Below are 26,019 nucleotides of genomic sequence, written 5' to 3' on the forward strand. Positions count from 1 at the left end.
TTCACGTACGCCATCAAAGTTTATTTATAATGCCAACCAAATTTGGCGCGCTTTACCTTTTGGCCACACTGATCATCTTTATTCTGGGGACTAACTACCAGAACAACCCTATTCTGCTACTGAGCTATTTTTTGTTTTTCATGTTCATGTGGTCGTTACACGCCTGTTTTATTAATCTAAACAATACTCAATTTGAAATCAGTTCTGTTACTAATGGCTTTGCTGGTGAATATATTCATCTCAATGCCTCGTTTTCCAAAGATCAGCAGACGTTGTGGCCTCATCAGCTCACATTTTGGCATGAGTCAACTCAGCTTCATTGCGAGATATTGGAAGCAGAGTCATCGAGAACGGAAGGTACGTCCTTTCAGGTAACATTGCCTGCTGTGCGTCGTGGCTACCACGACTTACCTATGTTAAAAGTCAAAACCGAATACCCATTTGGCTTAATTAAGGCTTGGTCGTTTTTACATTTTGATGAGTCTTATTGGGTGTATCCCAAACCCAAACCAACTGCGTGGCAATTTAGCGACATCACGATTCAAGCAAACGACATTGATGTTAACGATTTAGACTTATTAGACGGCGACGAGCAATTAGCCAAAAACAACGAAGGTGAAGAACGCCAATTTGATGGCCTCAAATCCTACTCTCCAGGTGCACCTATGTCACAAGTCGCGTGGAAGCAATTTGCTAAACAGGTAGGAGATGATTTACTTCTTAAAGACTTTGTTGAAGAACACAAACGTCCTATCGCACTTACGCTTCAATCTATTCAAACGGATGGCCTGGAAAAGAAATTAAGTGGTTTAACTCACGCGATTTTGCAACTTAAAAATGACCAACACCCTTTTGTCTTGACCTTAAGTGGCTATAAACAACCTGTAACAACAAATGTTTTTAATGGCAGTGCCAGTTCTCCCTCTCAACAAGACGCTCAAATAGAGTCGTGTCTTCAACAGTTAGCTACTTTTGCGCAATCGCGCCCCTCTAAAAGTAAGCACGCGGAGCGAAGTCATGACAACTAAACCTAAACAAAAGCATGGACAAGAGCCAACAATGAGCCGAGCTACAAGCGACTTAGCTACGACAGCATATTCGAATCCATCTAATTCGATGGCATCGCCTAATCTTAGCCAGGTTCGTCTGAGTGCTGCCGCATTTGGTTTGCTGTTGTTATGTTCGATTGTATTGTTATTTGAAGCCCTCACCGCTTTTGTGATCACTTTGAGTAGCTTACTGTTGGTTGCACAGTCTTTTATGCTTTATAAAACCTCTTGGCTTATGCACTCAGTCAAACACGTGAATTGGGTCAAAAACCTAGGCGCATTAGCTTTCAGCGTGCTTATTATGATGAATGCTAAACAATTGGGTCTACTTAATGCCATGGTGAACCTTTTGTTTTCTGGTGCGTTATTGTGGTTGGTCACGGCTGATCTCAATTCACCTAAGTGGGCAAGACAAGTTTTTGCGGTACAGGCTATCTTGGTGTCTGTGTCTTTTATTTACCAGCAAGATTTGCACTGGACCTTGATGGCCTTGCTCATTGTTTTAGGGTTATTTGTTGCTCTTTATTGGTGTCAGAGCGCTTACTTTTCGAATCAAGCTATATCGTCGTCAAAAGCGACGTCACCGCCACCCAAATTTGCGCCAATGGTACTCACTTGCTTAATTTTGTCTGCCTTGGCGTTTGTTGTGCTGCCCGGCTTAAAGCCATTTTGGAAACTCCCTGATCAAAAACAAAACACCACAGGGTTAGATGATAAAATGACACCTGGCGATGTGGCCGATTTAGCGCAATCGAATCGATTGGCGTTTAGGGTCGAATTGTCAGGAAATCAAAGACTAGGTCAATGGTTGATAACAGATCACGCGTCTCGGTATTGGCGAGTATTAACCCTTGAGGATTTTGACGGAAAAACCTGGCAACAACATCCTTTAAGAAAACCTAATCCAAGATCTCGTCGTTTTTCCTCATCAGAGTCGCACCTAGTGCCACAAGAGCGAGTTCGTGAGCTTAGTTCATTAGCAGAAAGTAACCCTCAAAACACCGTTTTCATGAACATAATTGCAGAGCCAACCCACCAGCCATGGCTATTATCCTTTGGTACTGCTTTAGCGAAAACGCCGCGTATTGATCTGACTCTAGATTCATTGTTACAAGCCAATCAAAAGGTGACAAAACGAATAAAATACGAGGCTCTGATGGTGAGCCCCAACAACATCCTCGAACCGAGCTCTCGAGCAATCAGCCTAAATCGCAAACTTCCCGCTGCCGGTTTAAACCAAACAAAAGCCCTCGCTCAGCGTTTATTAAAAGAAGCCACGTCGTCTGAACCGTCAACTTTGTCCGCCAATAGCTCTGAAATGGTAAAACACAGCAACAGCACAAATAATGAGGATTTAGTCACGCTTAGTGATGGAACGATCGCTCGATTTAACGCTTTGTTTTTTCAATACCTACGCAATGAAAACTTTGAGTACACTTTACAGCCACCAACATTAAGTGGCGATCACCTCGATGACTTCTTATTTAACACCAAACAAGGTTTTTGTGCTCACTATGCCAGTGCCCATGCGGTATTATTGCGCTCAATCGGTGTTCCGGCTCGTATCGTCACTGGCTATCACGGCGGTGAACTCAACCCAAACGGCAACTACCTGAACATTTATGACAGTAGTGCTCATGCGTGGGTGGAATACCTAGACAGTACCAATCGTTGGCGCCGAATTGATCCGACTTCAGCGGTCTCACCAAGTCGCATATCTGATGGTTTAGAAGCCTCTATTCCCGATGAGGCTGCGATTGGCAACAATGCCATTAACTTCGTAAAACAAACACCGTGGCTCAATGAATTGCGACAACAGCTTCAATCTCTCGATTATTATTGGACTGTGTGGGTTCTGGACTTTGACAACGACAAACGCCAAAACACGCTGAGTCAATTCATAACATTAGCCTCACTGTGGTATTTAGGGTTGGGTTTATTGGTTTTGATAAGCCTATTAATTGCCGTTTATTGGCTTAAAGCCAAGCTACAACGCCCAGCAATGTCATTAGAGGTGTTTGTTCTCGTTCAACTTTATAAAAAAGCCAAAGCACTTAACCCTCAAGGTTATCAACAGTGGCTTTCGAAACCACAAAGCTCAACGTTACAGTCTCCGTCTCCAAAGCTTCAACACACAACTCACCCATCAACAGGCATCTTGGACAATATTGATTTATCTCTGTCATTGTCAGAACATCAAGCGCTATTGATTTCTTTAATGCCAAGCCACGAAGCAACGATCACTTCAGTGATTGGTGCGCTTAACAAACACCTTTACGCCCCTACATCTGCCACAACATCAACCAAACAAGCCGCACTGGTTAAAAAACAAAAAAGACAATTCCGTCATCTAATTGAAACAATCAATTAACTTTTTATCCAACTACATGAGGTAGCGCCACCTCAACCTAAGAGCCGCAAGGCATTGGCGCCTGTAACACGATTGTCATAATCATTTACTGCACACCCCAAACACATCATTTTTCCCCGTAACCCACTGTTCACATTCACTTTCATTGTCACCCAAGCGTCATCTACAGGTTATAAAACTGTCATTTTTGTGCCGTAGATTGACCCGCAGATTTGTTCAATCTAACGACTTCTTTAAGACAAGTTTCGACATCGGAGACCAAAATGGAACTTAAAAACATCTTTCGCATTTCTTTAGTAGCAGCGGCTGTTTCTTTAACGGCTTGTGGTGGTGACATCAATATCACTCCTACTGTAAACGACAACAGCACATCGACAGTTGACAACAGTGTGGGTGACAATTCACCGACTTATAACGGTGGCGCAAACCCAGCTGATAACAACCCGTGTGCTTCTTATGGCGATAAACAAGGAACGTACGACGGCACAGACTGTATGTATGACTCGGTTTTTGCGAGTAAAAATATCGAAATCACTGAAAACATCACATTTAATGACTTAGAAAACGACGGTGTTCACGTTTTTGATGCCGCTTTACAAATTGGTCAAGATTGTAAAACGACGACAGGCTGTACGGTTGATTCAAATGGTCCAGTAATGACGGTTCAAGCCGGTGCAACGTTAGCATTCAAATCAGGCGAAGCAATTTTACGTATTGCTCGTGGCGCTAAAATCAACGCAATTGGTACTTTCGAAAAACCAATCACATTTACTTCAGCAAAAGCGTTTGACCGCTTAAACGTGGAAGGTACTTTACCGCTTTACGCTGACTGGGGTGGCATCATCATCAATGGTTTTGGTGTAACGGACCAATGTACGCCAACAGAGCGCACAGACGGCACGTGTAACGCAGAATCTGAAGGTATCCTGTCTCACTTCGGCGGCGACAACAATGCTGACTCAAGCGGTACACTTCGTTATGCAAAAATTTACTATGCCGGTTCGGGTCCACGAGTGGGTGGTGAAGGTGATGACCTTAACTCACTGACACTAAATGCTGTGGGTTCAAACTCAGAATTTTCTTACATTCACATTCACCAAGGCTTTGACGATGGCGTTGAAATCTTCGGTGGTGCAGCAGACCTTTACAACATTGTTGTAACTGATACTCAAGATGACTCGTTTGACTTAGATGCAGGCTGGCAAGGTAACGCGTCTCACTTATTCGTAATGCACGGCTCTGTAACCTTAGATGACGGTTCAGTGGTTTACATGGGTAACAACGGTTTTGAAACAGACGGCCTAAAAGGCGACGCTGCAGATGACCCACGTGCTGACGTTCCAAAAATCTCTAACGTGACCATTATCACACAAGACCAAAACTCTGTGCGCGATGACGACCCTTCACAAGCATTCAAATTTGATGACCGCATTAACACGGCTTACCACAACGTATTAATGGTTAAAGAGCAAACAGCAAATGGCACCGAATGTATCGAATTCAAAACAGATGGTGAAAAAGAGGCAGACATGATTTCTTTTGCAGGCTCTACGATGGCTTGTATTGCTGAATTCAAGGGTGATGCAACGTTCTCTGCAGATGCACCAGCGGCATTAGTTGGTACAGCAAAAACAGACTGGTTTGATAACAGCGGTGCAAACGTGCGCCTAGGTACAGCATCAGACGTACTAGCAGCAAACGGCTTTGCAACTAATACATCTTCAACCAACCTAGCGGCACCATCTGCTGATGCAACAGACTCTTACATTGGTGCGGTTTCAGACCAAGACACAGCGTCTAACTGGTACAAGTGGGTAGAAATGGCAGTAACAGCAGCAAAAGCTGACTAGTTATTGTTTTAACCTCAGTGAGCGCGCGCCTAAAAAGCCATCATCGCGCTCACTTCTTTGACCCTCTTTTACTTATTAGGATTCAAAAATGAGAAATCAACGAAAGCTCAACACTATCAGCATTGCGGTGTCGATAGGGTTGTTAGCACAGGCCAATCAAGTGATGGCTGCGGATGATGAAATCGAAGAGGTGGTTGCTGTCGGTACGCGCCTACAAGGCAGCGCAGCAGCCGTCATTGAAGAACGTCGTAGCCAAGCGTTTGTTGCTGATATTTTAGGTGCTGAGCAGCTATCTAGAACTGGTGACAGTGACGCTGCCTCAGCATTGCGCCGTGTAACAGGCCTTACCTTGGTCGATGGTAAGTTTATTTATGTTCGCGGTTTGGGTGAGCGCTACTCTTCTGCCAGGCTTAATGGTGCTAGCATTCCAAGCCCAGACTTAACCAGAAATGTCGTACCGCTTGATATATTCCCATCGAGCATTATCGAAAGCTTGTCGGTACAAAAAGCCTATTCTCCTTCTATGCCAGCCGCATTTGGTGGCGGTGCTATCGATATTCGAACTAAATCAGTACCTTCGGAGTTCACGGCAGGAATAGAAGTAGGTATTGGCTATGACACATCAGCGTCTGAAGGCTATACCTACTCTCGCAATGATTCAGGCATTAATTCACAGCTTTTAGAGGCGAATGTCTTCTATCGCGGTGACTTTAGTCCAGCTTCAATTGCTGAGCGAAATGGTTTTGTTAGCGACGAAAACGGCTCTGCCGGCGCCAAAGCTATTTTGGTTAACAAGGAATTATTAAAAGCCCTACCTAGAAATTTTGACGTGGAAGATTCGTCTTTAGATCCTTCCTACAATCTCAAAGGCCATATTGGTCACAGTATGGAAGTGTATGGCGGTGACTTGGGCTTCTTAGCTTCCGTTGCCTATGACACAAGCTGGGATGCGTCAGAGAAAATGACTGGCGTGATTTCGTCGGAAGTCCCTGAAAATTGTACAACGTCATTAGACTCAGCGGCCGATATTAGCAGCTCTTGTTATGAAACCAAAAAAGACGCTTTTGTAACCACTGAAAACGAACGCTTAAATGCCGTTTTCAATATTGGTTATAACAAAGACAACCACAAAGTCACTTGGTCCAATATCTTATTAAAAGATAACGAAGACGAGTCTGAGATTGCGATTCAACAGTCACCCGCTGGTAGCTCGACTTTCACAATTGCAGGGGATGACCAAGCCAACCGAAACCACTTGTTCAATTACGAAGAACGTGAACTTCAAGTCTCACAATTCTTGGGACAACACACCTTTTTAGAGCTAAAAGGGTTGGGTTTTGACTGGCAATACACGGAATCAGAAGCGACTACTGATATTCCACTTAACGTGGATTTTGAATTTCGTGACAAATACGACAATGGTGAATACGCATCATCAGAGATCACCGGTGATGATAACCGTGTAATGTATTCTTTCACTGAAATGGAAGACAACGTTAAGTCTTACGGTGGTAACTTTACGCTGCCAGTATTCACTTCTCAGTTTGAAATCGAGTTTACTGCAGGTTACGACTTCAGTGACCGTGCGCGTGTTTATCAAACAAGCTCATTTGCGGTTAACTCGGGTGCGTCAGGTGTTGTCATCGATAACAATGGTAAGCCGATCAACAATTCGGACTACCTAACTGACGGCTTCATTGATGACAACAATGTCACTGTGAGCTTTAATGAACCGACCGCACCGGATGCTGATGACTATTATGCTGCACAAAAAGTTGATGCCGCGTACGGTGCGTTCGATGTTATTTTTGATGCCTCGTGGCGTGTAAGCGGTGGTATTCGTTACGAAGAGTTCAAACAAGTATCGATTGGTTCTTCTAGCCTTATTTTTACGCCAGAAGATCTCGCGATTTACTACTCTGAAGATCGAATCCAAGACGGTTCAATTCAAGAAGACGACACGTACAGTGCCCTGTCATTGACTTACATGAGCGGTGAAAACTACCAAATTCGTTTGGGTTACGGTGAAACCGTGGTACGCCCAGACTTACGAGAAGTATCACCGGTTGCCTACTTCGATCCACTTACTGATATTCGCACTATCGGTGTTGTGGGCCTTAAAAGTAGCCCAATCAAAAACGTCGACGTCCGTTACGAGTATTACGGCGCGGCAGGAAACAACTTCTCTGTTGCCGCATTCTACAAAGACATTGAAGCACCAATCGAGACGATTTTACGCGTCGGTGATTCGGATTATTCAGCGTCATTTGTTAACGGTGAAACAGCCGAAGTCATGGGTGTTGAAGCAGAATGGTTATACGACCTAACGTTTTTAAATGACGGTCTATTTACGTCAGGTAACGTCACCTTGTCAGACTCTGAAGCGGTCATTGACCCAGGCTTGTCTGCCAACTTGACCAATCCAACGAAGCGCATGACAGGTCATTCTGAGTATGTCGTCAACTTACAACTAAACTATGACTCAGCCGATGGTAATCACTCGAGCTCATTAGTTTATAACGTATTTGGTGAGCGTATTCTTGCCGCTGGTGTCGGTGGCCGTGAAGATGCGTACGAGCAACCGTTCCACTCTCTTGATTTAGTCTACACCTACTACCCTGACTTTAACTCTAAGATAAAGTTCAAGGTAAAAAATGTCCTAAACGAAGATCAAGAAGTGACCCAATCAGACGTGGTAGTTAGAGCGCGTGAAAAGGGTATGGCCTTTAGCGTAAGCTACACCTATGAGTTCGATTAATCGAACTTAAACAATGACGAGTGCACCTTTTAACTGAGAAACGTGCACTCTCTTTATTAAGCCACTTATGTGAATTGTTACCAAAAGCGATAAAAAACGGGATGTAGCCTAGTGTTGCGTTTCTAGCGGTAACAATACACAACTAAGTGGCTTTTTTATTTAACTTGTAAAAATGTCACAAAAATTACAGATGTCATATTTTCTTCACGCAGTTGTAACCTTGTAAGCCTATAACTAATAACTAATCAAAGAAAATGCCTTATCGACATGAGCGGGACGGAAACCTATGCATAGCACTTTGCCAAACAGTTCGTTAACCAACACCACTTCATCTAGAAAAGATATGGTGACGACATTATCATCAGCCAAAGACATCGCTTTTGGTTCTGAAGACCTAGTTTCTGCGCACGCAAGTCAGCCCAACGTCGACACGTCATCAGACTACATCAATTCTGATACGCTCAAGCAGACGCTTGCGCATTTGGTACAGTTAGTACATCGACCGTCCGTCACACCAAACGATGCCGGTTGTCAGCAGTACTTGAGTCGTGTTCTTAGTCAACTTGGTTTTGATATCGATTGTTTTGAAGTGGAAGGCGTCTCTAACCTCATCGCCAAAATTGGTAATGGCGATACTCGAATTGCGTTTGCTGGACACACGGATGTAGTGCCTGCCACGAACCCAGAACAGTGGCAATCCGACCCATTTACCGTCACCATTGATGAAGAAAAAGTGATTGGTCGTGGTGTCGCGGATATGAAAGGTGGCATTGCGGCTATGTTAACGGCATTTGAAAATGTCATCGAGCAAATCGATCTTCAAACATTTACCTTTTACTTTTTGATCACCAGTGATGAAGAAGGCGAAGCCGAATTTGGCACCCAAGCCATCATGGAACGCCTTGAGTTAGACAATCAAGTTCCCCACTATTGCTTGATTGGCGAACCGACGAGTCAGCATCAAATTGGAGACGTCATTAAAATTGGTCGCAGAGGTTCTATTTCAGGAGAAATCACTGTACTTGGTCATCAAGGTCACGTGGCGTACCCACAGGATGCCAACAATGCCGCTCATCGTGCGGTCATGTTAGCAAGGTGGCTCGGAGATTTGTCTTGGGATGAGGGGACAACTGACTTTCCTGGCAGCCAATTGCAAATAACCGGCATTAACTCTGGAACCTGGACTGATAATATTATTCCGGGAACTTGCAAAGTTCAGTTTAATATTCGTTATAGTCACAAACAAACCCAAGCTCAAATCGTTCAACGTATTAGCGACGGCTTGATGCAGCTAAAGCAATTAACGACAGACATTAAAATCGCCTGGTCTCGTCCATGCACTCCTTATTTCACTGCGTCTCAACAGTCACTTGACCAACAGCAACAACGAACAAAACGTGACAACACACTCTCCATTAAAGAGTTTGACTTAATCAACGAAATTGAAAAAGCGGTGTTTGACGAATTGAAAATATTCCCTCGATTGTCAGTTTCCGGCGGCACCTCTGATGGGCGTTTTATTGCCGAAAAAGGCGCTCAGGTCGTCGAACTCGGGCTTCCGAACCACAGTATTCATCAAACCAATGAGCACGTTTCTCAAAAAGATTTATACGAATTAACTAAAGTGTATCAATCCGTTTTGTTACATTTGATGGAAAAATAAGAGTTTCTTTTTAAAAAACAGACATCTTTGCTAGCATGAATATTGGTGGCACATCGTCATCAGAGGATCTTATTCTTACAAGTTTGGAGAGCGCCAATGCAAATAAATACAGAAACAATCGAAAAACTAACAGACATGGCGTTGCAATATGCCCCTAAATTAGGTTCAGCGATTCTCGTTTTAATCGTTGGTTTGATTGTCGTTAAAGTTTTGACTAAAGGCTTTGAAACCGTTTTAAATAAAAGTAATTTAGATGTCTCTCTCAAGCCGTTTTTGATCGGTATTGTTAATGCCTTATTAAAAGTACTTCTGTTTGTTTCAGTCTTAGGCATGGTTGGAATTGAGATGACCTCGTTCATTGCGATACTCGGTGCGGCTGGCTTGGCCGTTGGTATGGCATTGTCGGGCACGCTGCAAAACTTTGCTGGCGGTGTGATGATATTAACCTTCAAGCCTTATCGAGTCGGCGACTTTATTGAAGCACAAGGGTTTTCTGGTACGGTGTCACAAATCCAGATCTTTAATACCATTTTGCGCACTGGTGATAACAAAACCATCATTATCCCAAACAGCAGTTTAAATAACTCTTCCATGATCAACTATTCTGCAGAACCACGCCGTCGAGTCGATTGGACGTTTGGTATTGGTTATGGTGATGACGTTGATGTTGCTCGTGCAGTATTAAAAGAACTGTGCGACGAAGACGAACGAATTTTAAAAGACCCTGAAGTTTTCATTGCTGTTGCCGCATTAGCCGATAGCTCTGTAAATTTCACCGTTCGAGCATGGGTGGATAGTTCAAATTACTGGCCGGTATTTTGGGCAATGAATGAAAAGGTATATAAGGCCTTTCCAAAACATGGTCTCAACATTCCATTCCCGCAAATGGACGTTCACCTTCACAAAGAAAGTGAATAAAAACCGAATACACTTGAATTAAGCGACGTCTCTACGTCGCTTTTTTATTACCTTACTTTTATGCCCACTCTTGGTTTATTTACCCTTTTATTTCACTTTTGTGACATTGTCATATTACGTGTCATCTAGTTTTAACCCTGCTGTCGTTTTTCTGACATTTTCTGCACATACACTCATCGCACCTAAAACAAAATCGTTTCACTTGATGTGGAAGCACAGGTAGACGCTTTCTCACTCTGTAAAAGGTATTTAAATGAAACCGTTCCGATTCACACTGCTCTGTGCATTGACGTTTGCAACTTCAGCAACCAGTGCCACCACCAACAACTTAACCCCGGTCATCAAAGCAGGCAAAGAGATCACTTCATCAGCCTCTCAGTCTCAAAAAAAGATCGATGAAATAACCGATCAGACCCAGACTAAGCTTCAGCAGTTTCAAACTGTGAATAAAGAAATAGATGGCCTTAACGTCTACAACGCACAGCTGCAAAAGCAATTGCAAAGTCAGTATGACGAAATGGCTTCACTCAATGTTGATATAGACAGAGTTTCTGTGATCGAACGCCAAATCACACCATTGATGATCCGAATGATAGATGGCCTAGAACAGTTTGTAGCCCTAGATGTGCCTTTTTTACCAGAAGAGCGAACACGCCGTATTGCGGACTTAAAAGAAACCATGGATAGAGCCGATGTCGCCGTATCGGAAAAATTCCGTCGAGTTTTAGAAGCCTTCCAAGTAGAAATGGGTTATGGCCGAAGCATCGAAGCATATCAAGGATTGATAGAAATAAATGGTCAACAACGTGATGTTGATTTCCTAAGAATTGGTCGCGTTGCGCTTGTGTACTTAACTCGTGACGGCAGTTACGCCGGTCGTTGGGACCAAGAGAGTAAATCTTGGCAAAAAGCCGATGACGAATTCCGTATGCACATCACCAAAGGATTGCGCATGGCGAAAAAACAACTCGCCCCGGATTTATTAGTGATGCCAATTAAAGCGGCTCCTTAACACTCCACTCGCGCTAACGACACATAATAGGAAAAGGTTTCGAACCATGATTAACTTATTTAAACCGGCTTTAATAGCAGTACTTAGTGTAGGAATCGTTTGTACAGCTAACGCAAAACCATCAACTGCACTAAACCTAGATGAATTATTACAGCAGCTCGAACAAGGCAAGCTCGCTCAGTCTCAACAAAATCAATCTCGCGAACAACGCTTTTTGGCACAAAAAAACGAGCAAGACCGTTTGTTACGAGAAGCCAACCAGCAAAAGGCGCAAGCCCTTTCAAAGTCGGAAAAGTTAGAGACCGAATTTGAAGAAAATGAAATAAAACTTGCCGATTTGTCTGAGGCACTAAACAAGCGAATGGGCTCTCTAAAAGAGCTATTTGGTGTGTTACAACAAGTCTCTGGCGATGCCGCAGGTAAGCTTGCCTCTTCTAATGTTTCTGCCGAATTCCCTGGTCGCGATGTATTTTTCGAAGAGTTGGCTCAAAGCATGGGTGGCTCATCAAAACTTGCTTCAATCGAGCAAATTGAGCGAGTTTGGTTCGAAATTCAAAAAGAAATGACAGAACAAGGCAAAGTCACTCGTTTTAACGCCGATGTCGTTGAAGCTAATGGTGAGATGGTAAACAAAGAAGTGGTTCGAGTGGGTGCATTTTCTTTGGTAGCCGACGGGAAGTACCTAAACCTTTCACCAACTACCGGCACACTTGCTGAACTTGTTCGACAACCATCGTCTCGTTTCACCGATACCGCTGAAGAAATTCAATCAGCCAATAATTCTGTTGTGCCATTTGCGTTAGACCCAACAGGCGGTTCAATTTTAGGATTATTAGTTCAAGCACCAAGTCACAAAGAGCGCATTAATCAAGGTGGAACGGTAGGTTACATCATCATTGGTATTGGTCTTATCGCCTTTTTGATTGCCCTTGAACGTTTTGTTGCACTGAGCATTATGAACAGCAAAATCAAACGCCAAATGAAAAACGACACACCAAAAGATGACAACCCGCTAGGTCGAGTCTTAATGGTTAAAGATCAATATCCTCACGTCGCGTTTGACACGCTAGAGCTCAAACTTAGTGAAGCTATTTTACGTGAAATGCCAAAAATCACGCGTAACCTAACGCTCATCAAAATTGTATCCGTCATCGCTCCTTTATTAGGTCTTCTTGGTACGGTTACCGGCATGATCATCACGTTCCAAGCCATCACCCTATTTGGTACCGGTGATCCGAAACTCATGGCCGGCGGCATCTCTACGGCATTGATGACAACAGTACTTGGTTTGGTCGTTGCGATTCCGACCGTTGTGTTATCGACACTGTTAAACACCCGAAGCAAAAACATCTTGTTCATTTTACAAGAGCAAAGTGCAGGCATTATCGCCGAGCGCTCAGAACAAAACGTCTTTGCTCAGAAGGCTGCATAAGCGCAGTCTTTTAACGGAATTTAGATAACAGCAAGAAAGGAGAGACTGTGATGTTTTTCACAGAAACCCTAGAAGCCATACGCGAGTTTTTAGACACAGGTGGCATTGTTCTCAGTGCCATCGCCATCATGATTTTCGTGATGTGGATGCTTATCCTAGAGCGCACTATTTATGCGCTCAAAGGCTACAAGCAATTCCAGCAACAACTAGTTAATAAATGGCTAAACCGCAACGAACGCCGCTCTTGGAATGCCGAGCAAATAAGACAAGCGTATATCGCTCGTGCCAAGCAAAAGCTGCAACTCAATTTGCCATTGATCGCCTCACTCGTCGCACTATGCCCACTTATGGGTCTATTAGGCACAGTGACGGGCATGATTGAAGTATTTGATGTTATGGCCATTAGCGGCAGTGGAAACGCACGTTCTATGGCCAGCGGTGTATCCAAAGCCACGATTCCAACAATGGCCGGAATGGTTGGAGCCTTGTCAGGTGTTTTCGCCAATACCTGGATACAACGCAAAGCCAAACGAGAAATTGAATTATTAGAGGACCACTTGCCGTTAGATCACTAACGGTAAGTCAAGGAGAAAGAAATGAGAGCGCCACTTGCCAATCTAATGCAAGAAGAAGAACAAGAAAACATCGATTTGACCCCAATGCTTGATGTCGTATTTATCATGTTGATCTTTTTCATCGTCACTGCGTCATTCGTTAAAGAAGCGGGTATAGATGTCAACCGCCCTGAAGCAGCAACCGCTGTCAAAAAAGAGCGTGCCAGTATTTTGGTCGCCATATCAGACAAAGGCGAAGTGTGGATCAATAAGCGCCGTGTAGATATTCGAGCAGTTCAAGCCAATATCGAGCGCTTAAAAGCAGAAAACCCACAAGGCTCGGTCGTCATTCAAGCAGATAAAAAAGCGACGACCGACACGTTAATCAAAGTCATGGATGCGTCTCGCGCAGCCGGTGCATTTGATGTGTCCATCGCGGCTCAAGAACAATAGGACAACGTGCTTATGTTTTTACGATTACTATCGGCATTAACGTTAGCGGCGGTGATAACCGTCGGCCTTTTGTATGGTATGCAAGCGTTAATTAAATCTGGTGATACCGCAATGACGGAACCCGTTCAGGGTAGTGTGCTTGATTTTATTCGCTTAAAACAAGATGAAACGGTGCAGAAAAAAGAACGTAAGCCCAAGAAGCCACCTAAGCCACAAGAGCCGCCACCACCGATGGAGCAGCCTCAATTAGCACAAGACTCACTTACCAGTGACGACTCGGGCTTTGATTTTAGTGCGGATGTCTCAGCTGACGTTGCACTTGAAGGTGGTTTAGCACTTGAGTCCGGTGACGGTGAATACCTTCCGATTGTTAAAGTTCAGCCAGTATATCCGCGCCGCGCCCTTCAGCGTGGAATCGAAGGATACGTTATCGTCGAATTTACAGTGGATAAAACAGGCGCAGTTCGCAACCCTGTTGTAATCAAAGCTGAACCTGAAGGCTTGTTCGACCGAGCGGCCATGGATGCGGCAAAAAAGTTTAAGTACAAGCCTCGGGTCGTGAATGGCGAACCGACAGAAGTCTCCGGTGTTCAAAACCGAATCTCTTTTGAACTTAATAGCTAACACAACGATTAATAGGCCAAATCATGAAACCAATTATACTTTCTCAAACTGCGTCTTATATCGGACTCTCTAGATTAAAGCCGTTGTCTTCACTATTGCGCGCACCGGAAGTGTTGCGATCTATCTTTAAAACCAGTGTTATTGCGAGTGCGGTTTTATTTGGCTCATCCTTGATATCAGTCTCACCATTACTTGATGGTAGTGTCGCTGTTGCTGCTGAAGCCAATTCAAACGCAAAAGTAACAGAAAAAAAGAAACGCCGCCGCACACCCGCTATGGGTTCAAGAGTATATAGTCAACTTGCGCGAGCTCAAGAGCTCGCCGATGCAGGTCAAATTGAACAAGGCCTGAAAGTCTTAGACGGTGTTCAAGAAAAAGCCGATAGCTTAAACAGCTATGAACGCGCGATGATGTATAATTTTTATGGCTTTATTTACTACAATGCCGAGCGTGTTAGTGATGCTATGAAGGCTTTTGAGCAAGTAGTAAACCAATCGCCAATCCCTGAATCTTTAGAGAAAAGTACGTTATTTTCTTTGTCTCAATTGGCGATGGCCAATGGTCAATATCAAAAAACGTTGGATTACCTCGCTCGTTGGGAATCCGTAAACGACGGTGAGATTCCGATCAACAATCATGTCCTCAAGGCACAAGCCTCCTATCAAGCCAAAAACTTTGAAGTTGCGGCTCGTTATATTGACAAAGCACTGAACCAAGCTGCAGTAGAGAACGTGGAAGCTAAAGAAAATTGGTACGTCTTACAACGCGCCATCTATTTCGAGCTAAAACAGCCGAAAAAAGTCGTGTCGGTATTGGAAACCATGGTACGCAAATTCAATAAACCAGAATACTGGGTACAACTGGGCGGGATGTATGGCGAGATAGGTGCTGAAGACAAACAGTTGGCTGTTCTAGAAGCTGCTTATTTACAAGGGTACATCACTAAGCCCACGCAACTTAGAAATCTCGCTCAACTGTATTACTTTAACGGCATTCCTTTTAAAGCGGGTGAAGTGATGACAAGCGCGTTTGAGAGCGGGAAACTCACCAAAACTGAAAAAAACCTCACTTTTACCGCTCAGGCCTGGTTAGCCGCCAAAGAATACGATTTTGCAGTTGACGCGTTTGAGTCACTTTCACAAATCACGGATAAAGGTGATGCGTTGCAACAAATCGCGGAAATTCGGTTGCAACAAGGTCTATACGAACAAACCATTACGGCAGCAACCCAAGCACTTGAAAAGGGCGAGCTAACCAACCCAGGTAATTTGTATTTGGCATTGGGAATGGCGTATTTCAACTTAAAGCAATTTGAATCATCAATTGAAGCATTGAGCGAAGCCAAAAAGCATAAGTCGGTTCAACGCATGGCCAAACAGTGGCTTAAGTTTGTTGAACGAGAAAAGACAAGCTATCAGGAACTCGCAATGCTTTAGTATTCTAACTTCCAAGCTTTAGTTAAGCCGTGGTAAAACCACGGCTTTTTATTTCTGAGCTATACTCTCAGCAATAATAAATGAGAGTCCCCATGAACCTGTATCAACTAGTATATGTGAGTAAGTTTCCTCAGCCTTTAGTACCTAAAGCGTTTAAGCAGCTATTAGAGCATGCCAAACTCAACAATATGCACAAGGATATTACCGGTATCATGCTTAAATATAATGAGCATATTTTACAAGTCTTAGAGGGAAACAGGCATACCATCCAAGAACTTTTTGACACCATTGAAAATGATAATAGACACATCAATGTCCGAAAGTGTCTTTTTGAACCATTAGACGAGAGGCGTTTTGGTAAGTGGTCAATGGCTTTTCTAAACTTAGACAATAGTAAACACGAACAAAAAGAACTACTGAAAAACCTCATGACTCAATTAATCTCAAAAAAAGGAGAAGAAGCAGAAGTTACAACTAAGCTTCTGCTTAAAGAGTTTGATCAGAATTTATCTAAATAGACACTGTTAATCATGAACTTGTATCAATTGATATATAAAAGTTACGCAACAGAACGTTTAACGCCCGAAGGGTTTGCGGATATTTTGGTTGAAGCGAGGGTAAACAATGAGAAAAAACACATCACGGGCAGTTTATTGTACAGAGATGGTGCATTTTTACAGATTCTTGAAGGCGATAAAAAAGACTTATTAGCGGTATTTGAAAAAATAGAGCGAGATGCTCGACATACACAAGTAGAATTGTTGCATTTTGAGCCGGCTACTCAACGCCTTTTCCAACGCTGGTCTATGCAGATGTTTAATTTAAGTTTTGGGGATACTCCGGCGTTTCCAGAGCTAAAGCAAATATTTACAGCAGTAAAAAACAAAGAAAAAATTGATGGAGTGCCTGGAATAAAAAAACTGCTCAACTTCTTTAAAACAAAGATTTGAGCGATAAAAGCTGAACTAAAATTGCAGACAGTCGAGTGCAACAGCCAAAGCGTGTTTAGGCAATTACACTCAAGTCCACTATTGTTGAAGTAACAATTGTTGAAGTAAGAATGCTCGTCCTGGTTACATCAACGATGAATTTCGGATCACGCCGACCGCTAACCCTTCGATGGCAAACTCTTGGTAATTCAAATCTACTTCTATTGGCGAAAACTCTTCGTTTTCAGCGTGAAGAATTACTTGGCTGCCTTTTCTTTCTAGACGTTTCACCGTCACATCATCTTCAACTCGAGCAACGACAACTTGACCATCACGTGCTGTTTGCGTTTTGTGTACTGCAAGTAAGTCACCATCAAGAATGCCGATATCTTTCATACTCTCACCTTCTACTCTAAGTAAAAAGTCAGCATTTGGAGAAAACATTAAAGGATCAACGTTAACATGGCGATCAACATGTTCCATTGCCAAAATTGGAGAACCTGCTGCAACTTTACCTACTAGCGGTAACCCTGAGTCCTGTTCATCTAACTCTTCCGTTAGGCGGATACCACGAGAGGTGCCAGGCAACATTTCGATGAAGCCTTTCTTGGCTAACGCCTTAAGGTGATCTTCTGCAGCATTTGCTGAACGAAAACCCAATTGCTTGGCAATTTCAGCTCGCGTTGGTGGCATGCCAGTAGACAAAATGGTGTCTCGAATTAACTCTAATATTTCTGCTTGTCTAGCCGTTAATGGTCGCATCATCTGTTTTTCCATACAGTAACATAACTGTCAGTATATACAGGCGTTTACATTGTGCAACATAAAATTGTGGTTAAAGATGGGTTTTTGTCCGTTCTTTGTTAAAATTGACGGTCGCAGTTATGTTTTTTCAGGGAATTTATGTCTTTTATAAACGCAATTATGTACTGGTTAACTCGTCCTTTTATCCGCACTCAATTGGTCGCAGACGAGCAAAACAGCAGTGGTTTGGATTCAAACAAACCAATCTCTTATGTATTGGTTACCGACTCTTACACGGATAAGCTCGCCATGGAGCAAGCCGCAAAAACGCTTAACCTTCCGTCGCCGTTTTCAACGATTGAACTCGGTGAACATAAACTCAAGCGTACACTCGGTGTAAAGCCTGTAGACTCGATGTTTTTAAATGAAGAAAGTCACATTGCTAAAACCACCAAACTCGGTGAAAACTTGCTTAAAATCGTTGAAGAAACCGGTGAAGACATCCAGTTCGTCCCAGTGATGATCCGATGGGGAAGAGCACCAGGGGTCGAAAAAGACAAGAGCCGCAAGCCAAGTATAAAAGATCTGATCACCCAAAAACTGCAAGCCTCACCTCTTCGCAAGTTCTTTATTGTGTTGTTTTATGGTCGGGATAGTTTTGTTCGAATTAGCAAGCCCGTATCACTTCAGAAGATGGTTGCAGATTTTGGTGCCTCTGAAGAGACGTCTCACAAACTACTTCGTGTCGCACGAATTCACTTTGAACGCCAACGTATCGTCGCTACCGGTCCTAAAATCATGGAACGACAAGCCTTTTTTAATAGTATGTTGGCTAGCCCTGCTTTAAAGAAAGCACTCCAAGAAGAGATGGACAGTAAGAACATTTCACTTGCAGAAGCCAAAGAGAACGCCAAAAAATTATTGGATGAGATCGCAGGAGACTACAACGAGTCTTATGTGCGCTTAGGGTCACGTATTTTAACTTGGGTTTGGAATAAAATTTATAATGGCATTCGTGTCCACAATGCAGACAAGCTCCGTGATTTGGCACAAAAAGGCCATGAGATTGTTTATGTCCCTTGTCACCGCAGCCACATGGACTATTTATTAGTCACCTACGTGATTTATCACGAAGGCCTGGTTCCACCTCACATCGCAGCAGGCATCAACCTAAACTTCTGGCCAGCGGGTCCGCTATTCAGAAAAGCTGGTGCGTTTTTCCTTCGTCGTAGCTTCAAAGGCAACAAACTTTACTCAGCGGTATTCAGAGAATATTTATCTACGTTATTTGCCAAAGGCTACCCAGTTAAATATTACACCGAAGGTGGCCGCTCCAGAACCGGTCGATTGTTAGCACCTAAAACCGGCATGTTAGCGATGACAATTCAGTCTATGTTACGTGGTATTGATCGCCCTATTACCTTAGTACCGGTTTATATTGGCTATGAGCACGTAATGGAAGTAAACACCTACCTCAAAGAACTAAAAGGTAAAAACAAAGAGAAAGAGTCTGTTTTTGGGGTCTTTAAGGCTATTAAAAACTTGAAAAACTATGGGCATGGTGATGTTAACTTTGGCGAGCCAATCAACCTTAATGAAATCTTAAATGAGCAAGCACCTGAGTGGCGCTCACAGATCAGTGCAACGGATGTGGTTAAGCCGTCTTGGTTAACGCCAGTGGTTAATCACACAGCGAACAAGGTGATGGGCTCCATCAACAATGCAGCGGTACTCAATACCGTCAACCTATCAGCTTTAGCGTTGCTTACTTCTGAAAGCCATGCGTTACCTCGGGTAGAAATGGAGTCTTTGATTGAGTTTTATATCGGTTTACAAAGACAAGTGCCTTATTCAAAACTGATCAAGTTACCAGAAGAAACACCGTCACAAATAATAGATGAAGCCATTCTACTTGAAAAAGTCGACTCAGATAGCGATGAATATGGGACTATCATTAAGCTTGACAACAAAAATGCGATCCTGATGAGTTACTATCGCAATAATGTTGTTCATTTATTTGCTATTCCAGCAATTATTGCAGCAGAGTTGACTCACGCCACCAGCACGTCAGTAGAAACGATTAGCCAGAAAGTAAAACAAATTCTGCCGTTACTTAAAAACGAAATGTTCATCACCATTGATGACATCGATGACTATGTCTCTCAAACCTTAGAGTATTTTATTGAACAAGATATGGTTGTTTCGGAGCAAGACGTGCTGACTATTAAGGATCGCAGTAGTATGGGAGGCTTACAGCTCAATCTGTTAGCTCGCATCATGAAAGACACGTTACAACGTTATGCTCTGGCATTTAACCGCATTCAGCAAGTCCATGGGATTCAACGTGCTGAATTGGAAGGAGACTGTCTCAAGCTGGCTAAACGCCTTTTAACGCTTCATGACATTAAAGCACCTGAGTACTTCGACAAGAAGCTTATTTCTGGCTTTGTCACCACCATTAAAGAGCAAGATTATGTCTCTAGTGACGAAGCTGGCTTAATGCATCTCACTGATGAAGGAAAGTTAACTGGCGAACACGTTAATTCATTGCTCGATTCAGATATATTGCAGTCATTACATTCTCTAGGCTAAAGGTAATGGAGAAGTAGGTTGGCATTGAATAGTGTTAACTTTGACTGCATGATGAATAGTAAGCAATGGCTATTCGCAACCAATAAAAAAGGCGCTTAAGCGCCTTTTTGGTATTTTAGCTCAGTTCACAAGTATAGGTGATTTGAGTAGTACAATGTTTGCTATCAGCTTCTTGGAAACGCGTTGTGATCTCTGATCACACCTTCTTGCATTGCAGAAGCGACCAATTCGCCTTTTTGATTAAAGAATTGGCCTCTAACTAAGCCTCGTCCACCACTTGCACTAGTGCTTTCCATATCAAACAGGATCCATTCATCCATTCTAAATGGGCGATGGAACCACATAGAGTGATCGAGCGTTGCCACCTGCATATCACGTTGGATATGACTGCGACCATGCGGGAATAACGCAGTCGGCAAAAAGTTAAAGTCCGATGCGTACGCGAGCAAGTATCGATGAATACGGCCATCGTCTGGTAAGGTGCCATTCGCTCGAATCCAAACCTGACGCTTAGCAGGCATTTTTACCGGCTCAAATGGGTTATTCACCTGTACGTGTCGAATTTCAATTGGCTTTTCACCCGCGATGATAGTGCGTAGAAACTCTGGAATGCGATCTAGGTTTTGTTGAAAGAACTCGTGCTCAGAAATAAGTCCATCTGGACCTGGAACTTGAGGCATATCAGGCTGATGTTCATACCCTTCTTCAGCCGTTTGGAATGAAGCAGTCAAATAAAATATCGGCTTACCATGTTGTAGCGCGCGCACCCTACGAGTGCTAAATGAGCGGCCGTCACGAATATTTTCAACATCATAAACGATAGGCTTCTTATCATCCCCTTCACGTAAAAAGTAGCTATGAAAAGAATGAACGTATCTGTCCTCTAAGGTTTCTTTAGCGGCACTTAGCGCTTGACCAATAACTTGGCCGCCAAACACACGCCCAAAACCTAAGTTTTGACTTTGGCCTCTAAATAGACCTTCTTCTATTTTCTCTAATGATAACAACCCTAGAAGGTCGTCGAGTACTTTACTCATTCTTTACCTTATTTTATGTCTTGTTGACTGGCTTGTTGCCAATCAATTTCCTGCGTCATAATGCGCTGTTTAGCAACGTAGTGAAGCACAAAACCAGCCTGAACAATATGATCATCATCAGGGTTCAGTTTCATTTCCATACCAACACGGTCTTGAGCAACCGCGAGTAAAATTGCATTATGGTGTTTCTTTAAATAATAGAATAACTGGCCAAAAGTGGTAGTCGGTGCATCCGGTGCGACTTCAGTTGAAAACTGTGTATCACCTTTTAACGTCGACATCAGCTCCTCTTGCAGACGGCTACTACCTGGGTCTTGCATCGAGCGAACCAGCACTTCAGCGGCTTTTGACGAGTTTGCTTCCACGTTATGGGTATACTTGTTTAGCATTTCAACTTTTTCTTCTTCATCGAAATACGCAGTAATATGACAGCCTTCTTCAACCATAGGGCTCAGTTTAAGTGCTGTGGTGAACGTCATGTCATCGTTGATACAGTCGACAATTACGCGATCTGCTTCATGGGCTGCAACACGCTTTAGTTCTTGATCGTCGGTAAAGGATTTTAATTTGGCAAACTCGACCATGCTGTTGTCATAGAACGGATGCTCCATATCCTCAACGACACAAAGTAAAATTTTGCGTTGCATGCGTTTATTGTCACCAAGAATGTGCTCGATAATTTTGCCCGTTCGACGCTCATGCCAACCAAAAATCAAAATGTGCGTATCTAAATAACTAAAGTCTTTTTCGCCTGTCATAACTTTTCTTAACCTCTTACTGACCGATTGTCCTAACTTCCCTAAAAACGCACCAAAAATGGCCAAGCCTAGAGGAATTTGAACAATCGCTACAATGTATTTTCCTGCTTCTGTTGTTGGACTTAAGTCACCATAACCAACGGTACTTGTTGTCACGACGTAATAATATAAATACTGGTAAACACTCAGTAATTCGTGTTCACCTGCATACCAAAGTAACACCCAACTGGCACTGGCATGAGCCAGCAACAAAGCAATCAAAGATGGCCAGGTTACTTGGCTAAACTGTTTCCAGAGATAGCGGGTAAATTTATTAAAAACCAACTCTATTCCCTTCTATTACTTTTTCTTTTGCTCGATATATTCATTAATTTGGCGCTCTAACTGAGCAAGTGGCACTGCACCATTTTTCAAAACTTGGTGATGAAATTCTCTTACATCAAAGTCATTTCCTAAGGCTGTTTCAGCATGACGACGAAGTGCTTTAATCTTTATTTCACCAATTTTGTAAGACAGGGCTTGCGCGGGCCATGAAATATATCTGTCGACTTCAGTGTTAATATTGTGCGCTGATAGCGCACTGTTTTCCATCATAAAGTTAACCGCTTTTTCACGACTCCATCCCATTACGTGCATGCCGGTATCAACCACAAGTCGAGTCGCTCGCCACATTTCATAGGTCAATCGGCCAAAGTTGGAATAAGGGTTTTGATAAAAACCGACCTCCAAACCGAGCCACTCTGCGTATAAGCCCCAACCTTCTCCGAAAGCGGAAATATAGTAGCCAGTTCGATATTCAGGTAGTCCAGTTAGTTCTTTTGCGAGAGATATCTGTAAGTGATGGCCTGGTACCGCTTCGTGCAGGGTTAACGCCTCAAGCTCATACAAAGGACGACGTTCGAGCGCATAGGTGTTTACCCAATAGTAACCAGGATCCGTGTCTTTTGATGGTGAAACATATCGCCCAGTTGTGTATTTAGGCGCAATATGAGCAGGTACTTCTTGAATACCATATGGAGTGCGAGGTAACGTCTCAAACAGCTTAGGAAGTTGTGCATCCATCTTTTTGGCAATAAAACTCGCTTCTATTAAAAGCTCCTCACCCGTTGTTGCATAAAACTGTGGATCGGTTCTTAAAAACGTTAAGAAATCACTAAAGCGGCCCTCAAAACCAACTTCATCGATGATTTTTTGCATTTCATTTCGAATTCGCGCGACCTCTTCTAAACCTAATTGATGTATTTCCTCAGGTTTCATCGTGGTCGTCGTATAAAACTCTGCTTGAGTCTGATAATAAGCTCTTCCGTGAGGGACTTCACTGATGCCGATCGTCTCTCTGGCATTTGGAATGTATTCATTCACCATAAAGTCGTAATAAGCCTGATAGCTTGGCGTCACAGATTGAGAAATGATGCTAGCCGCTTTCTGGCGATAATCATCACGTTGCTCGGGAGTTAAAAATGGCAAAGCTTGCTTAAACGGCGCATAAAAAACACTTTCTTGTGGAGTTTTAGAAATCAGCGCTGAAATACTTTGCTCATAGCCTTTGAGCACCGCTTTAGGTTGCGTAAAGCCAATTTCAATACCCTTTTTCATCCAAGCAATATTTTGTGAAAAGAAAGTATCAAAAGCCTCTAGCCTAGCAAGGTAATTGTCGATATCGACGGTTGTTTTAAAATTGGCGCTACGAGGTAAAAAGGCCAACGAGCTGTGAAAACCACCTTCAGAAGTCAACGGCATCAGATACGACTTGTAGCGATAACCCATTAACTCACCATTCAAGCGGTGAAACAAAATTGAATGATTAATCTGATTTTGCTCTGAAAGTTCAAGGACATTAATGCTATTTAAAGCTTTAACCCACGCGTTTAACTTTGTTTGTTTTTGTTGAATTGCGTCAGCTGACACATCTTTGAGTTTGTCTGCACCAAAGTCACGACCATAATAGTTTGCGGTCATAGGACTCAATGCTAAATAAGACTCCCAAATATCACCGGAAACACGCTCAAACTCCTGATCGACGCTGACAGAGTGAGAAGGGTTCAGCACAGTGGAAGGTTCGCCATTCTGCTCATTAAAAGTGGCGAATCGCTCTGAACCGGCCACTACAGTTTGAGAAGCTAATGTCGTACTTAACAACACCGCGAGTAAGGAAATAGTAAGGCGTTTTTGACGTTTTATCATGCGCAAACTCTTTAATTTAATTCATTTAAAATAAGGCGCTTAGACCTATAAGCCATTAAGACTATATCAATGCGGATCAGGATGCCATGTTGAAAATACAGAGTGACAACTAAACGCTATCAAATTCAGTATGCCGACTTTTACGACAACTTTGATGCGCGGCTGCCAACCCATTAAATAAAACAGGGTGATTTTTGTTCACCCTTCCAAAAAACTTTTATCATCTGACTGATTTTTACACACTTAATTGCAAAAAATGGAACTCTCACCACGTATTAACATCAAAGTTCGCAAAATCATCAATATTGACAAGGTTCAATTCATTGGTGACTTAGTTAAAGCCGCTAATAAAAGGCTTAGTCTGCCATTTATAGCATTGAGTTAGAGAGTAATAAAAATACAACAAAGAACCCAATAAAGCAGTCTTAGTTTTGAATTGTGGTTATTCGATTTTAGGTTAAGTATTATTTTTGGATTTTATATCACTATAATTGCACTAAAACCTTGACCTTAAAACTAAACAATTTTAGTTTAGCTACTAAGCGTTTTTATTTTCTTTGTGATGTTTGGTTCCACACCTTTTTAAACCAAAATCACCGTTGAAGTTTTTAGTCATTGTTTCGGAGTTTTTACGCAATGAAATATCAGGATACGATTGAGCAAGCTGATCAGAAGTTGCAGAAAACCCTCGGGTTTTTAAAGCAATATAGATTGCCGGCCAGTCCAATTAATTATGCCGTTGTGTATGAATACATGACGGCTAATAACCCTGATTTAAATGCTGAACTTGGGAATGATATCCAGTCCGGTCAAACCATTGACTCATTTTTATTAGAAAGCTTATATCGACGCCATTTGCTGGTCTCTGATGATCAACAAAATGCGTTAGTAAAAGATATCAATGCCGTTGTCGATGCGACTCACAAGCACGCAACCAAAGCACAACGTGACTCATCAAACTACCTTACCATGCTAGATGAAGGACTGATGTTGCTCGACAAGTCTGATCTTCAGACCTCTCAACAAGTGATCGAACGTTTGTTGAAAGTAACTTCATCAATGAAGAGCGCGCAAAAAGTTTTAGTCAAAGCACTCAAGCAAGCACAGCAAAAAACGGCCGAACTCCAACAGCAACTCAATGAAGTTGAAGAAAGTAAAAAGCTCGATCAGTTGACTGGACTATTCGATCGCTCCGTAATGAATCAGACCGTCGACTTGTGGTTAAAGGAAGATGTAAAACAAATTGCTGCAATAGCGATTAACCTGGACCACTTCAAGCAGTTTAATGACAGTTATGGTATCACCATAGGCAATGTCATCCTGTCTAAAGTCGCTCAAAAAGTTAAAAGCTATGTGTCGGACTCAGGCTTACCTATTCGCTCTGGCGGTGAAGAGTTCCTTATATTGATACCAGAAGCATCCAAACAATCGGCGCATGAAGTAGCAGAGAAGGTTCGGCAAGGTGTCGAAAAATTACAATTTATTAACGCCAAGAGCAAAGAAAAGCTACCGAAAGTGACAGTATCAATCGGCGTTACAGACTACACAGAGAAGTCCGGCTTAGAAGGTACAATCGAACGCGCTCATTCAGCACTTAGAATGGCAAAAGCGACAGGGCGTAATCGCGTTTTTGTCGACTAACCCTTAGCTTTTAA

The 26,019-nt window shown here is 42.8% G+C and carries 20 protein-coding genes; 16 read left to right on the forward strand and 4 right to left on the reverse strand.

The features are described from left to right. The first annotated feature begins 29 nt into the window (after positions 1 to 29). From AC4E96_RS06310 to AC4E96_RS06375, 14 genes are all read left to right on the forward strand, one after another. Positions 30 to 1,028 carry a DUF58 domain-containing protein gene (locus tag AC4E96_RS06310; RefSeq protein ID WP_490255235.1) on the forward strand — a complete coding sequence of 333 codons (999 nt, stop codon included), beginning with the start codon at positions 30 to 32 and terminating at the stop codon, positions 1,026 to 1,028. Further along, positions 1,018 to 3,420, forward strand: a complete 2,403-nt coding sequence (locus AC4E96_RS06315; protein ID WP_490255236.1) for a transglutaminase TgpA family protein — start codon at positions 1,018 to 1,020, stop codon at positions 3,418 to 3,420. The genes AC4E96_RS06310 and AC4E96_RS06315 overlap by 11 nt, the downstream gene beginning before the upstream one ends. Positions 3,421 to 3,683: 263 nt before the next feature. Then, positions 3,684 to 5,270, forward strand: a complete 1,587-nt coding sequence (locus AC4E96_RS06320; protein ID WP_490255237.1) for a hypothetical protein — start codon at positions 3,684 to 3,686, stop codon at positions 5,268 to 5,270. 88 nt (positions 5,271 to 5,358) lie between these two features. Next, positions 5,359 to 8,028, forward strand: a complete 2,670-nt coding sequence (locus AC4E96_RS06325; protein ID WP_490255238.1) for a TonB-dependent receptor plug domain-containing protein — start codon at positions 5,359 to 5,361, stop codon at positions 8,026 to 8,028. A gap of 286 nt (positions 8,029 to 8,314) precedes the next feature. Then, complete coding sequence (dapE, locus tag AC4E96_RS06330) at positions 8,315 to 9,691, forward strand: succinyl-diaminopimelate desuccinylase (RefSeq protein WP_490255239.1); 1,377 nt, start codon at positions 8,315 to 8,317, stop codon at positions 9,689 to 9,691. A gap of 96 nt (positions 9,692 to 9,787) precedes the next feature. After that, entirely contained in the window at positions 9,788 to 10,609 is an 822-nt protein-coding gene (locus tag AC4E96_RS06335; protein ID WP_490255240.1) for a mechanosensitive ion channel family protein, read from the forward strand. A 253-nt stretch (positions 10,610 to 10,862) separates the two neighbouring features. After that, a complete protein-coding gene (locus tag AC4E96_RS06340; RefSeq protein WP_488033263.1) occupies positions 10,863 to 11,621 on the forward strand; it encodes a DUF3450 domain-containing protein in 759 nt (252 codons plus the stop codon). Between the two features lie 46 nt (positions 11,622 to 11,667). Next, positions 11,668 to 13,053, forward strand: a complete 1,386-nt coding sequence (locus AC4E96_RS06345) for a MotA/TolQ/ExbB proton channel family protein (RefSeq protein WP_490255241.1) — start codon at positions 11,668 to 11,670, stop codon at positions 13,051 to 13,053. Between the two features lie 47 nt (positions 13,054 to 13,100). Then, positions 13,101 to 13,628: a MotA/TolQ/ExbB proton channel family protein gene (locus tag AC4E96_RS06350; protein ID WP_488033261.1), complete on the forward strand. Its 528-nt coding sequence runs from the start codon at positions 13,101 to 13,103 to the stop codon at positions 13,626 to 13,628. Between the two features lie 21 nt (positions 13,629 to 13,649). Then, a complete protein-coding gene (locus AC4E96_RS06355) occupies positions 13,650 to 14,060 on the forward strand; it encodes an ExbD/TolR family protein (protein ID WP_488033260.1) in 411 nt (136 codons plus the stop codon). Positions 14,061 to 14,072: 12 nt separating this feature from the next. Continuing rightward, entirely contained in the window at positions 14,073 to 14,684 is a 612-nt protein-coding gene (locus tag AC4E96_RS06360) for an energy transducer TonB (RefSeq protein WP_488033259.1), read from the forward strand. Positions 14,685 to 14,707: 23 nt separating this feature from the next. Next, on the forward strand, positions 14,708 to 16,120 hold the full coding sequence (locus tag AC4E96_RS06365) for a tetratricopeptide repeat protein (RefSeq protein WP_490255242.1): 1,413 nt from the start codon (positions 14,708 to 14,710) through the stop codon (positions 16,118 to 16,120). Positions 16,121 to 16,212: 92 nt separating this feature from the next. Then, positions 16,213 to 16,638, forward strand: a complete 426-nt coding sequence (locus tag AC4E96_RS06370) for a BLUF domain-containing protein (RefSeq protein ID WP_490255243.1) — start codon at positions 16,213 to 16,215, stop codon at positions 16,636 to 16,638. A gap of 12 nt (positions 16,639 to 16,650) precedes the next feature. Continuing rightward, complete coding sequence (locus tag AC4E96_RS06375; protein ID WP_488033256.1) at positions 16,651 to 17,070, forward strand: BLUF domain-containing protein; 420 nt, start codon at positions 16,651 to 16,653, stop codon at positions 17,068 to 17,070. Positions 17,071 to 17,193: 123 nt separating this feature from the next. Here the strand turns inward: AC4E96_RS06375 and lexA are convergent, their stop codons facing one another. After that, positions 17,194 to 17,811: a transcriptional repressor LexA gene (gene lexA / locus AC4E96_RS06380; RefSeq protein WP_490255255.1), complete on the reverse strand. Its 618-nt coding sequence runs from the start codon at positions 17,809 to 17,811 to the stop codon at positions 17,194 to 17,196. Between the two features lie 141 nt (positions 17,812 to 17,952). Between lexA and plsB the strand changes: the two genes are divergently transcribed. Next, positions 17,953 to 20,385, forward strand: a complete 2,433-nt coding sequence (gene plsB / locus AC4E96_RS06385; protein WP_488033255.1) for a glycerol-3-phosphate 1-O-acyltransferase PlsB — start codon at positions 17,953 to 17,955, stop codon at positions 20,383 to 20,385. Between the two features lie 164 nt (positions 20,386 to 20,549). Here plsB and tesB read toward each other — a convergent pair whose 3' ends face one another. Genes tesB through AC4E96_RS06400 form a run of 3 tightly spaced genes read right to left on the reverse strand, consistent with a single transcriptional unit; the run spans position 20,550 to position 24,364 of the window. Continuing rightward, positions 20,550 to 21,422 carry an acyl-CoA thioesterase II gene (gene tesB, locus AC4E96_RS06390; protein ID WP_490255244.1) on the reverse strand — a complete coding sequence of 291 codons (873 nt, stop codon included), beginning with the start codon at positions 21,420 to 21,422 and terminating at the stop codon, positions 20,550 to 20,552. A gap of 8 nt (positions 21,423 to 21,430) precedes the next feature. Further along, positions 21,431 to 22,510, reverse strand: a complete 1,080-nt coding sequence (locus tag AC4E96_RS06395) for a potassium channel family protein (RefSeq protein ID WP_488033292.1) — start codon at positions 22,508 to 22,510, stop codon at positions 21,431 to 21,433. 9 nt (positions 22,511 to 22,519) lie between these two features. Next, on the reverse strand, positions 22,520 to 24,364 hold the full coding sequence (locus tag AC4E96_RS06400; RefSeq protein WP_490255245.1) for a DUF885 domain-containing protein: 1,845 nt from the start codon (positions 24,362 to 24,364) through the stop codon (positions 22,520 to 22,522). A 636-nt stretch (positions 24,365 to 25,000) separates the two neighbouring features. Here AC4E96_RS06400 and AC4E96_RS06405 point away from each other — a divergent pair. Next, positions 25,001 to 26,005: a diguanylate cyclase gene (locus AC4E96_RS06405; RefSeq protein WP_490255246.1), complete on the forward strand. Its 1,005-nt coding sequence runs from the start codon at positions 25,001 to 25,003 to the stop codon at positions 26,003 to 26,005. Positions 26,006 to 26,019: the final 14 nt, after the last annotated feature.

This window comes from Psychrosphaera sp., from assembly GCF_982872775.1.